The organism is Dactylosporangium maewongense (genome assembly GCF_039531485.1).
Taxonomy (GTDB): domain Bacteria; phylum Actinomycetota; class Actinomycetes; order Mycobacteriales; family Micromonosporaceae; genus Dactylosporangium; species Dactylosporangium maewongense.
Genome location: NZ_BAAAQD010000011.1, coordinates 214,400 through 228,056, shown reverse-complemented (window position 1 = coordinate 228,056; position 13,657 = coordinate 214,400). Strand labels below are relative to the sequence as shown.

The window sequence follows — 13,657 nt, the reverse complement described above, 5'->3', positions numbered from 1 at the left end:
GTCCAGTGAAGGTCGGTAGCGTAATGGGATGGCTGATCTCGTGTACCCCCCGGTCATCGCGCTCGCGAAGACGATGTTCCGGCTGCTCAACATGCGTATCACCGTCGAGGGGGCCGAGCACGTGCCGACCACGGGTGGTGCGGTCATCGCCTGCAACCACGTCTCCTACCTCGACTTCATCTTCTGCGGCCTGGGCGCCAACGCGTCGAAGCGGCTCGTGCGGTTCATGGCCAAGGAGTCGATCTTCCGTCACAAGATCGGCGGCCCGCTGATGCGCGGGATGCGGCACATCCCCGTCGACCGGGAGGCGGGCATGGCGTCCTACAAGGCGGCGCTGGAGAACCTGAAGGCCGGCGAGGTCGTCGGCGTGTTCCCGGAGGCGACGATCAGCCAGTCGTTCACCGTCAAGGACCTCAAGAACGGCGCCGCCCGGCTCGCCGCGGCCACCGGCACGCCGCTGGTGCCGATGGTGCTGTGGGGCACGCAACGGTTCTGGACCAAGGGTCACCCGAAGAACCTGAAGCAGCGCGGCGTGCCGATCACGATCATTGCGGGTGAACCGCTGCACCCGACGCGCAAGGACAACGCCGACGCCGTCACCGCGGAGTTGCGGACCCGGATGACGGCGATGCTCGACCGCGCGCAGCGGGAGTACCGGGACCGTCCCGAGGGCGTGTTCTGGCAGCCCGCGCACCTCGGCGGCACGGCACCGACGCCTGAGTCGCTGCTGGCCGCCGACTAGTCGAGCGTGTTTCACTCTGTACCGATTCCGCCCCTGACACCAACGGAGGTTCCGTGACGACCGAGCCCACCGCCACCCTGGCCCTGCTCAACGAGCTGGAGCCGGTGGTCGAGGCCAACCTCAACCGTCACCTGGCCACGGCCAAGGAATGGTTCCCGCACGAGTACGTGCCGTGGAGCCAGGGCCGCGACTTCGACGGCCTGCTCGGTGGTGAGGCGTGGGAGCCCGGCCAGTCGAAGCTGTCCGACGTTGCGCGCACCTCGCTCATCGTGAACCTGCTCACCGAGGACAACCTGCCCAGCTACCACCACGAGATCGCCCTGGTCTTCGGCCGTGACGGCGCGTGGGGCACGTGGGTGCACCGGTGGACGGCGGAGGAGGGCCGGCACGGGATCGCGATCCGCGACTACCTGCTGGCGACGCGCGCCGTCGACCCGGTCGCCCTGGAGCGGGCCCGGATGACGCACATGGCGGGTGGGTTCAGCAACGCGTACGAGGGGCTCATCGAGTCGGTGGCATACGTGTCGTTCCAGGAGCTGGCGACCCGCGTGTCGCACCGCAACACCGGCACCGCCAGCGGCGACCCGATCTGTGAGCAGCTCCTGGCGAAGGTCGCCAACGACGAGAACCTCCACATGATCTTCTACCGCAACCTGCTCAACGCCGCGTTCGACGTCGCGCCCAACGCGGCGATGCGGGCAGTGACGAAGGTCGCGAAGTCGTTCCAGATGCCGGGCCACACCATCGAGAACTTCGGCCGCAAGTCGGTCCAGATCGCCATGGCCGGCATCTACGACCTGCGCCTGCACCACGACGACGTCCTCGCCCCGGTGCTGCGGCAGGTCAAGGCGTTCGAGCGGACCGGGCTGACCGGCGACGGCGAGGCCGCGCGCGAGGAGCTGTCGGCGTACCTGGCCGACCTCGACACGCAGGCGAGCCGCTTCGTGGAGCGGCGGGAGGCCACTCGGGCGCGGCAGACCGCCCGGGCCGCCGTCTGAACGCGGTTACTCTTCGGGTACGCTCCAGCGACCGTTCCGTGCCCGTCACTGCCCGTCTGACCGTTTTTTACGCGGAATTCGGGTTGTTGACGGGTGCGGAAGTAACTCCCCGTACCGGAAGGCAGCATCGTCATGGCCAGACGCGTGATCCATGAGCTGATCGACGACCTCGACGGCGAGCTCGCCGACGAGAGTGTCAGCTTCGGCCTCGACGGCGTGCAGTACACGATCGACCTTTCCGCGAAGCACGCCGCTGAGCTGCGCGAGGCCCTCGCGTCGTTCATCGGCGCCGCGACCAAGGTCGGCCGTCTCACCCCGGCTCCCACCGTCCCGGCTCGTCCGGGTGGCCGGGTCCGGCCGGTCCTGTCCGCCCGCGCCGAGCGGGAGCAGAACCGGGCCATCCGCGAATGGGCCCTGTCCAAGGGCATCGAGGTGTCCGACCGCGGCCGGATCCGTTCGGATCTCGTCGAGCGGTTCCACGCCGAGGCAGGACATTGAAGGTTCGTGTCACCACACACTGAGGGCATCCGCGGCACCGCGGGTGCCCTCAGTGTTCGACCCTAGTGTTTGAACCTCCGTGACGCGCCCACCAGCAGCATGCCGGCGATGACGAGGGCCGCGCCCGCGCCGGCGGTCCGCCCGACCGGGTCGCCCGTGACGGCCAGGACGCTGCCGCCGGCGTCGCCGAACGCGGTCGCCTCGTACTCCACGGCGACGGTCACCGCCATCGTCAGGAACCGCGGCTCCCCGCCCGTGTCGACGCCGGCCGCCACGAGCGTGTGCGGCCCGCCCTTGACGGCCTCCGGCACCGACACCTCGGCGCTGAACGTCCCGGCACCGTCGGTCATCGTCGTGGCGAGCACGATCGGCGTCGAGTAGACCGCCACCTTCACCGTCGAGTGCGGCGCGAAGCCCGACCCGGTCACCGTGAACAGCTCACCCGGCGCGACCTCGTCGCCGCTGGAGCCGCCGAAGTGCCCGATCCCGGCCGGCAGGTCCGCCGGCACCGTCACCTCGTGCGGCACCGCGACCTTCGCCGGCTCGCTCCACGCCGAGTTGCGTCCGTGCCGGCCGATCGCCATCACCGTCACCGAGTAGGTGTCGCCCCACTTGAGCCCGCTGATCGTGCACGAGTTGCCGGTCACGGTCTCGCACACGCCGTGGTCGCCGCCGGGCGCGGTCGCCAGGGCCTGGAACCGCGCCACCCCCGTCCCGGGCGCGCCGGCGATCCACGACACGGTGATCGCCTCGATCTTCGCCTCCGCGGTCACCGCCGTCGGCTCGCCGGGCGCGACGCTGGGCGTGCCGGTCGCGGTCACCCACCCCGACTCGCCCGAGACCGCGCCGTCGCTGCGGACGCTCACGGTGTACGAGGTGCCGTTCGCCAGTCCCTCGATGGTGCAGGTCGGGTGGGTGGTCACGCAGTCGCGGCCGGGCTCCTCCTCGACGTGGACGGTGTACCCGCCGACGGCGTGGTCCGGGTCCCACGGCGCCCGCCACTCGACGAGCAGCTTCTGGTCGCCGGGGGTGACGACGAGGTTGACCGGCTCGGGGATGTCCGTGGACTGCGCGGCCGGGCCGCCGGCGACGACCGGTGCCGACGCCGCGCTCGGTGCCGAGTCGCCGCCGGCGCCCTGCGCCACGACCCGGAACGTGTACGCGGTCCCCGGCTCCAGCCCGGTCACCGGGCACCAGGTGGTGGCGCCGTCCCCGGTCGCGCAGGTCTTCGACGCGTCCTGCACGGCGGTCACGACGTACCGGTCGACGCCCGCGGCCGGTGTCGCCGGCCCGGTCCACCCGACGCGCACCGACGTCGCCGACGTGACGGTGGCGTGCACGCCGGTCGGTGGCGCGGGCGGCCCGGCGACGACGACACCCGACGTGGCGGGGGCGGAGGGATCGGACGCGCCGGCGCCGCCGTATGCGACGACCTTCACGGTGTACGACCCGCCGGCCGCGACCCCGACGCGGATCTCGCAGGTGCCGGTGCCGGCGGTGGCGCCGAGGCAGCTGCCGGCGACGGACCCCTGCTGGTCGTACGCGGTCGCGACGTAGTGGTCGACGCCGGTCCCGTCGTGGGTCCACGCCACCCTGAGCCCGCCCGGCACCGGCACCACGACGACGCCGGTGGGCGCCTGGATCGCGGCCATCACCCCGGCGGTGTTCACGTCCACGCCGGCGTCGCCGGCCGGCTCGGCGTCCGCCGGTTCCGTGCCGGTGGCGTCGCCGTCGGAGGGGCCGCCGCTCGCCGAGTTGGTGGCGGCGGGTTCTGTACCGGTGGGCTCGACGGACGGCGCGGCGCCGCCCGACGGGTCGGCGGAACTGCCGGCACTCGTCGGGTCGCCCGCGCCCGCGTCGCCTGAGGGGGCACCGGGGGCTGGGCCGGGCTCGGCGACCGGTCCGGCGGCGGTCGCGTCGTCGACCACGGCGTCGGCCGGGTTGCCGTCAGCGTCAAGCGGCACGTGCCCCGAAGCCGCCCCACCCGCCGGTCCCGTGCTCCCCGCCGGGCTCTTGCTGCCGGCCGGGTCCGCGCTGCTCGGCGCCGCATTCGACGGCCGGGCGCGCTGCTGCGCCTGCGGCGCCTTGCTGGAGGCGGCCGGCGCGGGCGCCGGCACGGTCACCGCCGCACCCGACGGCCCAGGGGAGGCGGTGCCGCCGCCCATCAGCCCGGCGAACGCCGGCCCTCCCGTGACCACCAGCCCGACGAGCCCGGCGGTCACCAGCGCGAGGCCGGTGCGCGCCCGGCGGCGGCCCGGTCCGCGGCGACCCGCGGCACTCGACGTCAACCCGGACTGCGCACGCATCCCGTCCCCCGTCACGACGACCGTCACGCCCCTCAAGACGCGAACACGTTTCGCAATCTAACGACTACGTTGCGTGTACATCGTGAAAACCGGAGATCCGGGTCAGCTGACGGTGCAGGTGAGGCCGCACCGCGTCGCGATGCACCCCGACTACTGCACGCCTGCCCCCGCGGCACTGTCCGGCCCGGGTCCGGTCCTGCCCACCTGCCCACCCGACACGGCCCGCGCCAGCCGCTCGCGCAGGCCGTCGCGCACCCCCGGCCAGTCATCGTCGACGATCGAGTACACGACCGTGTCCCGCCACGACCCGTCCGCCCGCCGCCGGTGCTTGCGCAGCACCCCTTCCCGCGCCGCCCCGAGCCGTTCGATCGCCCGCTGCGCCCGTACGTTGCGCACGTCGGTCACCAGCCCGACCCGGACCGCTTCGAGGGTGTCGAACGCGAACGCGAGCATCAGCAGCTTCGCCTCGACGTTCGCGCCCGTGCCCCACCAGCGCTGCCCCAGCCACGTGTAGCCGATCGTGACCGAACGCAGCCCCGGGTCGGGGTCCGCGAACGAGGTCGTCCCCGCCACCTCCTCGGTGACCGCGTCGACCTGCGCGTAAGGCAGCCGCTCCCCACGCGCCCGCCCGGCCAGCGCAGCCATGATGTGCTGCCGCGCGTCCTGTACGGTGACCGGCCGGGCGAGCGCCCCACCCGCCGGGCTCTGCCAGCGGAAGATCTCCGCCGCCTCCTCCGGGCTTCCGGCCGCCCGGAGGTACCCCTCCGCGTGCTCGACCCGCAACGGCTCGAGCCGCACCCGGCTCCCCACGAGCTCCGGCATCGCGTACCACAGACCCTGATCAATCACGCCCGCATCATGACACCGGCCGGCGTCCCGCTCGGCCCCGACAGCGAGCTCCTGGGGTTCCGCGGAACCCCAGGAGCTCGGTGGTCACGACCTGCGGGTGGAGCAGGTGGTCGATGAGCGGGTCACGGGTGGGTGATCGCGGTGAGCACGTCGAGGCGGGCGGCCCGGCGGGCGGGGAGCAGGCCGGCGACCAGGCCGGCGGCGAGGGTGACGGCGACGACGAGGGCGAGCTGCGCGACCGGCAGGACGACCGCCGCCTCCGCGGCCGCGCCGAGCTGCCGCACCGTGCCGGCCCCGAGGGCGACGCCCAGGCCGACCCCGACCACGGTGGCGAGGGCGGCGAGGAGCGCCGCCTCGCCCCGGACCATCGTGCGCAGCTGCGTCCTGGTCATGCCGACCGCGCGCAGCAGGCCGATCTCGCGGGTCCGCTCCGACACCGACAGGGCCAGGGTGTTGGTGATGCCGAGCAGCGCGATGACGATGGTGAGCAGCAGCAGGGCGGTCACCAGGCCGAGGACCTGGTCGATGGTGGCGGTGCGGCCGGCGACGGCGGCCGCCTGGTCACGGACCTCGGCGGTGGGCATGTCGGCGAGGGCCGCGGCGAGGGCGCGCTGCCCCGCGGCGAGGCTCACGCCGCCGGCCAGCTTGACGAAGACGCTGGCGTCGACGTCCTCGGCGTAGTGCTTCGCGTACGTGTCCAGCGAGATGATGTAGTCGGTCTGCAGGGCCTGCGCGTCACGGTCGCGCAGGAGGCCGACGACCGGCAGGTCCTGGGTGCCGGTGCGGGAGAAGGTCATCGGCAGCCTGTCGCCGACGGTCAGCCCGCGTTCGGCGGCGACGTGCCCGGCGAGGATGACGCCGCCGGTGTTCAGCGCGTCGAGGCTGCCCGCGGTCAGCTTCAGCGCGGTGACCCGGGGCAGCGTGGCCGGGTCCACGGCGGTGAGTGCCGACACGGTCTCGCCGTCCTTCCAGTGCCCGTAGCGCAGCCGTGACGCCACCGCGACCTCCGGCAGCCCGGCCACGTGGTGGTGGACCGTCGCCGGCAGACCGCCGAGCATCTCGTTGCGGGCGCTCTCCACCACGAAGTCCGCGCTGACCGTCTCCGCGTAGGTCTGCTGCACCGACCGCTTCACCGAGGTCGCCAGCACGGCGGTGAAGCTGACCAGCGCCAGGCCGAGCGCGAGCGCCAGCGCGGTGGCGGCGGTCCGGCGGGGGGTCCGCGCCGCCGACTCGCTGGCCAGGCGGCCCGGCGTGCCGAAGCCGTGCAGCGGCCGGCCGAGCAGCCGTGCGGCGGCCGGCGCGAGGGCTGGCCCGGCCAGGGTCAGCCCCACGATCAGGGCGACCGCGGCCGCGGCGAGCAGTAACGTGCCGCCGGCGTTGAGGATCGCGGCGGTGACCCCGGCGACCCCGGCGGCCGCCGCGACAGTGCCGGCGACGGTGCGGGCGGTGCCGATCGGCTCGGCGGCCGCCGACCGGCGCATCGCCGCCACCGGGGCGACGCGGGCGGCGCGGCGGGCCGGGCCGTACGCGGCCAGCACCGTGACGAGCACACCGACGGCGAGCGACACCAGCACCGTGCGGAGGGTGATCACCATCGCGCCGTCCGGCAGCGCGATGCCGAACACGCCGGCCAGGCCGCGCAGCCCGATCGCGGCGCCGATGCCCGTGCCGAGGCCGAGCGCCGACGCGGCGACGCCGACGAGGAACGCCTCGCCGAGCACCGACCCGAGCACCTGGCGGCCGGTCGCGCCGGTGGCCCGGAGCACGGCCAGCTCGTGGGTGCGCTGGGTGACCACGATCGAGAACGTGTTGGCGATGAGGAAGGCGCCGACGAGCAGGCCGGCCGCGGCCAGCGCCAGCAGCATCACCTCCAGGTAGCCCACCTGGTTCTGGGCGGCGGCGGAGGCGGCGGCCGCGACGTCGCGGCCCGCGGTCACCTCGTAGCCGGAGCCGAGCGCGGCACCGATGGTGCGCCGCAGCGCACCGGTGTCCACGCCGTCGGCCGCCGTCACGGCCAGCTCGCTCACGCCGTCGCCGAGCCCCAGCATCCGCTGCGCGGTCGGCAGGCTGACCAGGGCCACCGTGCTGTTCGGCAGGCCGGGCCGGTCACCGAACCCGGCCAGGCCGACGACCTGGGCGGTCAGGTCGGTCCCGGCGTGGACGGTGACGGTCTGCCCGAGGGTGATGTGGTGGCGGTCGGCGGTGGCGGCGTCGATGACCACCTCGCCGTCGGCGGCGGGAGCCCGGCCGGCGCGCAGCGTGAACGCGCCGACCGGCGGCGGGGTCCAGGACTGCAGCAGGGACGGGCCGGAGGGGACGATCGCGGTGCCCCCGGCGACCAGCAGGCCCTGCCCGCGGACGATCGGTTCGGCGCCCGCCACGCCCGGCAGGGCCCGGACCTGGCGGACCGTCGCCGCGCTCAGCGGGTCGCGTTCGACCTCGACGCCCATCGCCGAGTCGAAGGCGGCGGCGTCGCGGACGGTGAGGTCGGTGCCGGCCGTCGCGGTCCGGAACTGGTCGTCGAGGACCTGCCGGGAGGTGTCGGTGAGGACCAGGGTGCCGCTGACGAAGGTGACGCCGAGGACGACGGCGAGCATGGTGAACGCCAGCCGGGCCCGGTGGGCCAGGGTGGTGCGCAGGATGAGGAGCCACATGGCCGTCAGCGCTCCTTCCGGGTGGTGGTGACGGTGTCGAGGCCGGACATCCGGGACAGCACGGCGGCCACGGTGGGCTCGGCGAGCTCGTCGACGACCCGGCCGTCGGCGAGGAAGACGACCCGGTCGGCGTACGCGGCGGCGTGCGGGTCGTGGGTGACCATGACGATCGTCTGTCCGAGGTCGTGGGCGGCATGGCGGAGGAAGTCCAGCAGCGCCTCGCCGGAGCGGGAGTCGAGGTTTCCGGTGGGTTCGTCGGCGAACACGATCTCGGGGCGGGTGACGAGCGCCCGGGCCACCGCCACCCGCTGCTGCTGGCCGCCGGACAGCTGCGCGGGCCGGTGGTGCAGCCGATCCGCGAGGCCGAGGGTGGTGACCAGCTTGTCCACCCAGTCGGCGTCGGGTCGGCGGCCGGCCAGCCGCAGCGGCAGCTCGATGTTCTCGGCCGCGGTGAGCGTCGGCACCAGGTTGAAGCTCTGGAAGACGAACCCGATCCGTTCGCGGCGCAGCAGGGTGCGCTGCCGCTCGCTCAGGCGGGTCACGTCGGTGTCGCCGAGCAGGACGTGGCCGGCGTCGGCGTCGTCCAGCCCGGCGAGCGTGTGCATGAGGGTGGACTTCCCGGAGCCGGATGGGCCCATCACGGCGGCGAACTGCCCGGCCGGGATGGTCAGGCTGGCGCCGTCGAGGGCGTGGACCGCGGTGTCGCCCCGCCCGTACGTCTTGACGACGTCGCGGGCCTCGACGGCGATGGTGCGGTGGGGTGCGGTGCTGATGCTCATGGACGTGGCTCCTCAGGTCAGGATTCGGCCGCGGCGGTACGCCGGCGGATGGGGATGCGGAAGCGTGCGCGGCGGGCGGAGCGGTACGCCTCGGCGTCGCGGATCAGGTCCGCGTGGCGTTCCCGGACGTAGTCGGTGAGGAAGAGGGGGTGCACGACGGACCTCCTGGCGTCGTCGGCGGTGTGCTGACACGCCGAAGACTCGCGGCACCGGCTGTCCGTGCCCTGGCCGGCCGCTGAGCGGCGGCGGACAGCGAGCGGACAGCGGCCCGCGGCACGCTGTCCGCATGCGTGACGAAGTGACTGTTGCCGTGCCGCCCGACCTGTGCCGGCGCTGCGTGCGGCTGCTCAGCCGGCACGTCAGCGACGTGCCGGGCGTGGTGTCCCTGCACGTGGGCGGGGGACTGCTGGCGGTCTCCGGCGACGTGGACGCCGCAGAGGTGCGGGCGGCCCGGGACCGGGCCGGCTTCCCGGTGCCCGGCGGCTAGCGGCAGGTCAGTGGCCGGCGGCCGCGGCGTAGGCCGCCCGCAGCTGGTCCCGGGCCCACGGGAACTCCCGGTCTTCGAGGAGCTCCAGGGCCCGCCGCAGGTCGTCCGCCGCGGCCGCGGCGTCGCCGCGCGTCAGGGCCAGCCTGGCCCGCCCCCACGCCGCCCACGCCGGGTTGCGCGGGTTGCGGACCCGCCGGGAGATCTCGTCGGCCTCGGCCAGCTCGGCCGGTACGCGCTCGGTCTGGCCCAGGTCGAGCCGGGTGTGCGCCAGGTGCACGAGGGCGAACGCGAGGCCGTGCAGCGAGCCGTACGCCCGGCACTCGTCGGCCGCGGACCGCAGCTGCGCCAGGGCCTCCTCGAGCCGTCCGGTCTGGCGCAGCGCGACGCCCAGGTGGGCGCGGGCGGCGCTGCTCATCATCCGGTCGTCGGCGGCGCCGAGCAGGTCGAGGCTGCGCCGCCAGTCGCGCACCGAGTCCTCGAACTCGCTGCACCGCAGGTTGATCAGCGCCTCCACGTAGTAGGTCATGGCGTGCCACCAGCCGTGGTCCTGGTCGCCCAGGTCCTCGCGGCTGCGCCGGATCAGCGCCCGGTGCTCGTCGGGGTCGCCGCCGTACTGCCCCTCGAAGGCCACGACGATGCGGGAGACGGCGGCCTCGTGGTCGAGGCCGAGGGCGGTGAACAGTGCGAGGCTTTCGCGGGCGGCGGCCCGTGACTCGGGCGTGGGGTAGTAGACGTACAGCAGCGCCAGCCCCTGCAGCGCCCGGGCCCGGGCGACGTCCGACCCGCCGCGGTCCAGCAGCGCGGTGATGGCGCGGACGCCCTCGTAGCGGGGACCGTAGTTCCAGAACGGCACGAGGGCGGCGGCCAGGCGCAGGCCGGGCTCCGGCGACTCCGCGGTGCGCTCGATGCAGAACTCGATGGCTGCGCGCAGGTTGTCCTGATCCTCCACCAGCAGGTCCCACGCCGGGCCGGTGTAGCGCACGAGCGGGCCGTGCTGTTCGGCCATCGCGATGCAGTGCGCGAGATGCCGCCGCCGGCAGTCGTCCTCCTCGCCGGCCTCGCGCAGCTTCATCCACGCGTACTCGCGGATCGTGACCAGCAGCCGGAACCGGCCGGTGCCCGGGTCGGCGGTCACCAGGGACTGGTCGACGAGGCGGAACAGCAGATCCGGGATGTCGGCGGGCTCGCTGCCACCGAATCCGCACACCTGCTCGGCCGCCGCCAGCGTCCAGCCGCCGCGGAACACGGCCAGCCGGCGCAGCAGGCGCCGCTCGCCCTCCGGCAGCAGGTCGTGACTCCAGTCGATGGTCGCGCGCAGCGTGCGGTGGCGCGCCTCGCTGCTGCGCGGCCCGGCGGTCAGCAGCGCGAACCGGTCCCGGAGCCGGTCCGCGATCTCAGCCGGGGGCAGCGCCTTGGCCCGGGCCGCGGCCAGCTCGATCGCCAGCGGCATGCCGTCGAGCCGGCGGCAGATGGACGCGACCGCCCGCGCGGCGTCGGCGTCCAGCTGCAGGCCGGGGCGCACGCTGCGGGCGCGGTCCAGGAACAGGCGGACGGCGGGGGAGGCGGCGATGGCGTCCGCGGCGGCGGTCTCGTCCGGCACGGCGAGCGGCCCCACGGCGATCTGGGTCTCGCCGGCGACGGCCAGGGCCTCCCGGCTGGTGGCCAGCACCCGGACGTCGGTGGTGGCCTGCAGCAGGTGGTCGACGACGACGGCAGCGGCGTCCACGACGTGCTCGCAGTTGTCCACCACGAGCAGCGCCCGCCGCTGTTTCAGGTGCTCGGCGACGGCCTCTGCGGCCGACGCGCCGGGGCCGGGGGTCTGCACGCCGAGCTGGGCGGCGAACGCCTCGGCCACGTCGGCGTCCGGGGCGAGGGCGGCGAGCCGGATGATGTGCACGGTGTCGGCGATCGCCGGCTCGACGAGCCGCGCGGTCTCCAGGGAGAGGGTGGTCTTGCCGACGCCGCCCGGGCCGGTGAGCGTGACCAGGCGGGCGGCGCGCAGCTCCTGGAGGGTCGTGCGGAGGTCCGCGTCGCGGCCGAGGAAGGACGACAGGCGAGCGGGCACGGCCACGGACGGGGCGGCCGGCGTCGCTGCCGGCATCGCCGGAGCCGCCGGGGTGGCCGGCGGAATCTCCTGGCGCAGGATGGCTTCGGTCAGCGCCCGCAGGTCCGGTGACGGGTCGATGCCGAGCTCCTCGGCGAGCCGGTGCCGCAGCCGCTGCTCGACGGCGAGCGCGTCCGCCTGCCGGCCGGCCCGGTACAGCGCCAGCATCAGCAGCCGGTGCAGCCGTTCGCGCAGCGGATGCTCCGCGACCATCGACTCCAGCTCGCCCACGACCGCGGCGTGCCGCCCGGTGCCCACCAGCAGCTCCAGCCGGTCCTCCAACGCGGCGAGCCGCAGCTCCTCCAGGCGCAGCCGCTCGGCGCGGACCCAGTCCGTCTCGCCCACGTCGGCGAGGGCCGGCCCGCGCCACAGGCCAAGCGCCTCGTCGTACGCGGCGAGCGCGGTGTCCTGGTCGGCGGCCGTCCGGGCCCGGGCGACCGCCTTGTCGAAGCGGTGGGCGTCCACCGCCTCCGGCGGCAGGGTGAGCTGGTAGCCCGGGGCGCGGGTGGTGAGCACGGCCGCGTCGAGCCCGGCGGATGCCAGCACGCGGCGGAGCTTCGACACGCGGATCTGCAGCGCGTTCGCCGCGTCGGCGGGCAGCTCCTCGCCCCACAGGGCGTCGGTGAGGGCGTCCGCTGACATCACCCGACCCGGCGACCCGGCGAGCCGGGCGAGCAGCGCGCGCACCGACGGCGCCGGGGACACCGGTGAGCGGCCGGGTGCCTGGACCTCGACCGGTCCGAGCACCCGGATCAGCGGCTCTGACATGTCTCACCCATGGTGCCGACGATCATACGTGCGGCGGCGGGTCAGCCGGTTCGTACAGCCGTCCGGTCGTGACCGGCCGCGGCGGCGGCGTGCCCGGCGATGAACTCGGCGTCGCGGCCGACCCAGCCGAGCACGGCCGAGCCGCGGGCCCGCTGCCACGGCAGCCCGACGAAGTACAGGCCGGGCCGGTCCGTCACGCCGCCGCGGTGCACCGGCGCGCCGCGGTCGTCGAGGACCGGTACGTGCAGCCACGGGTAGCTCGGCCGGAACCCGGTGGCCCACACCACCGTGGCGACGGGGTGCCGGGTGCCGTCGGCGGACACCAGCGCGTCCCGTTCCGCGTCGACGACCCGTCTCGTACGGCGAACGGTGCGCAGCAGGCCCCGCACGTCCGTGCCGATGATGGGGTTCTGCGCCCGGATCCGCGCGCCGATCCCGCGCTCCCCGGACAGGCCCATCGTGCCCAGCCGGGAGAACCACCAGAAGATGTCGCGGCCGAGCAACCGCTGCGGCAACGCCGTGCCCAGCTCGTCGTACGCGATGGTGACGCGCCGGCCGGCCGCGGCGAGCTCGGCGGCGATCTGCACGCTGGTGTTGCCGGCCCCGACGACCACGACGTCGCCGTCCGGGATCCCGGCGGGGTTGCGGTAGTCGCTGCTGTGCAGCTGGACGACCGACGGGGCGAGCCGGGCGGCGACCGCCGGCACGCTCGGCGTGTGGAAGGCGCCGCCGGCCACCACGACCTGCCGCGCCGTCCACTCGCCGGTGCCCGTCTCCGCGACGAACCCGTCGTCCGCGGCCGGCCGGAGCGCGGTCACCGCGCAGCCGGTGTGCACCGGCAGCGCGAAGTGCTCGGCGTAGCCGGCCAGGTAGTCGGCGACCTCGTCCTTGCCGGGGTGGCCGTCCGGGTCGCCGGGGAACGCCAGGCCGGGCAGTGCGTCGAAGCGGCGCGGGGTGAACAGGGTCAACGAGTCCCAGCGCCGCCGCCAGGCGTCGCCGACCCGCGGGTGGGCGTCGAGGATGGCGCAGTCGATCCCGGCCCGGCGCAGGTGGTGGCCCGTCGCCAGGCCGGCCTGGCCGCCGCCGACGACCAGCGTGTGCACGTCGGTGGTCATCGGGCGGCCTCGTAGCCGGCCTCGGCGATGGCGGCGCGGATCGCGCCGGCCTCGCCGCCGGTGACCCGGACGGTCCTGCCGGTGATGTCGACGTCGACGTGGCAGACGCCGGGCACTGCCGCGACCTCCTGGCGGATGGCGGTGGCGCAGTGGCCGCAGGTGATGCCGGGCACGGAGAACAGCTGCTCGTTCATGGTGGCTCCTCTCGGGTGGCGCTCCATGGCGGGGCGCCGGACGTGCCATCACCGTGCGGGCCGCCGCTGTCCGGCGGCTGTCCGTCCGCGCCCCGGTCCTGTCCAGCGCGGCCAGCGCGCGGACAGCGCGCCCCGGCAACGTCTGCGGCATCGGCCCGCGCGG

General features: G+C 74.9%; 12 protein-coding genes. 4 read left to right on the top strand and 8 right to left on the bottom strand.

The features are described from left to right. Positions 1-28: 28 nt before the first annotated feature. The 3 genes from ABD332_RS27465 (at position 29) to ABD332_RS27455 (ending at position 2,238) form a co-directional block, all read left to right on the top strand. Positions 29-742 carry a lysophospholipid acyltransferase family protein gene (locus tag ABD332_RS27465; protein ID WP_344505035.1) on the top strand — a complete coding sequence of 238 codons (714 nt, stop codon included), beginning with the start codon at positions 29-31 and terminating at the stop codon, positions 740-742. A 53-nt stretch (positions 743-795) separates the two neighbouring features. Next, positions 796-1,740, top strand: a complete 945-nt coding sequence (locus tag ABD332_RS27460) for an acyl-ACP desaturase (RefSeq protein WP_344505034.1) — start codon at positions 796-798, stop codon at positions 1,738-1,740. Between the two features lie 132 nt (positions 1,741-1,872). Beyond that, positions 1,873-2,238: a histone-like nucleoid-structuring protein Lsr2 gene (locus ABD332_RS27455; RefSeq protein WP_344505033.1), complete on the top strand. Its 366-nt coding sequence runs from the start codon at positions 1,873-1,875 to the stop codon at positions 2,236-2,238. 62 nt (positions 2,239-2,300) lie between these two features. Here the strand turns inward: ABD332_RS27455 and ABD332_RS27450 are convergent, their stop codons facing one another. The 5 genes from ABD332_RS27450 to ABD332_RS27430 all read right to left on the bottom strand — a co-directional run bounded on the left by ABD332_RS27450 (position 2,301) and on the right by ABD332_RS27430 (position 8,981). Further along, complete coding sequence (locus ABD332_RS27450) at positions 2,301-4,571, bottom strand: fibronectin type III domain-containing protein (protein ID WP_344505255.1); 2,271 nt, start codon at positions 4,569-4,571, stop codon at positions 2,301-2,303. A gap of 123 nt (positions 4,572-4,694) precedes the next feature. Next, positions 4,695-5,393: a GNAT family N-acetyltransferase gene (locus tag ABD332_RS27445; RefSeq protein WP_344505032.1), complete on the bottom strand. Its 699-nt coding sequence runs from the start codon at positions 5,391-5,393 to the stop codon at positions 4,695-4,697. A gap of 122 nt (positions 5,394-5,515) precedes the next feature. Then, on the bottom strand, positions 5,516-8,047 hold the full coding sequence (locus ABD332_RS27440) for an FtsX-like permease family protein (RefSeq protein WP_344505030.1): 2,532 nt from the start codon (positions 8,045-8,047) through the stop codon (positions 5,516-5,518). Between the two features lie 5 nt (positions 8,048-8,052). Further along, positions 8,053-8,826: an ABC transporter ATP-binding protein gene (locus ABD332_RS27435; protein ID WP_344505029.1), complete on the bottom strand. Its 774-nt coding sequence runs from the start codon at positions 8,824-8,826 to the stop codon at positions 8,053-8,055. Positions 8,827-8,843: 17 nt separating this feature from the next. Next, entirely contained in the window at positions 8,844-8,981 is a 138-nt protein-coding gene (locus ABD332_RS27430; RefSeq protein WP_344505028.1) for a hypothetical protein, read from the bottom strand. Between the two features lie 131 nt (positions 8,982-9,112). On the opposite strand from ABD332_RS27430, the gene ABD332_RS27425 reads away from it, so the two are divergent. Beyond that, complete coding sequence (locus ABD332_RS27425; RefSeq protein WP_344505027.1) at positions 9,113-9,313, top strand: hypothetical protein; 201 nt, start codon at positions 9,113-9,115, stop codon at positions 9,311-9,313. A 7-nt stretch (positions 9,314-9,320) separates the two neighbouring features. On the opposite strand, the gene ABD332_RS27420 is transcribed toward ABD332_RS27425, so the two are convergent. From ABD332_RS27420 to ABD332_RS27410, 3 genes are read right to left on the bottom strand one after another with little or no spacing between them, the layout of a single operon-like run. Next, a complete protein-coding gene (locus tag ABD332_RS27420) occupies positions 9,321-12,185 on the bottom strand; it encodes an AfsR/SARP family transcriptional regulator (protein WP_344505026.1) in 2,865 nt (954 codons plus the stop codon). Between the two features lie 41 nt (positions 12,186-12,226). Further along, a complete protein-coding gene (locus ABD332_RS27415; protein ID WP_344505025.1) occupies positions 12,227-13,300 on the bottom strand; it encodes a flavin-containing monooxygenase in 1,074 nt (357 codons plus the stop codon). Continuing rightward, positions 13,297-13,494, bottom strand: a complete 198-nt coding sequence (locus ABD332_RS27410) for a heavy-metal-associated domain-containing protein (protein ID WP_344505024.1) — start codon at positions 13,492-13,494, stop codon at positions 13,297-13,299. The genes ABD332_RS27415 and ABD332_RS27410 overlap by 4 nt, the downstream gene beginning before the upstream one ends. Between the last annotated feature and the right edge of the window lie 163 nt (positions 13,495-13,657).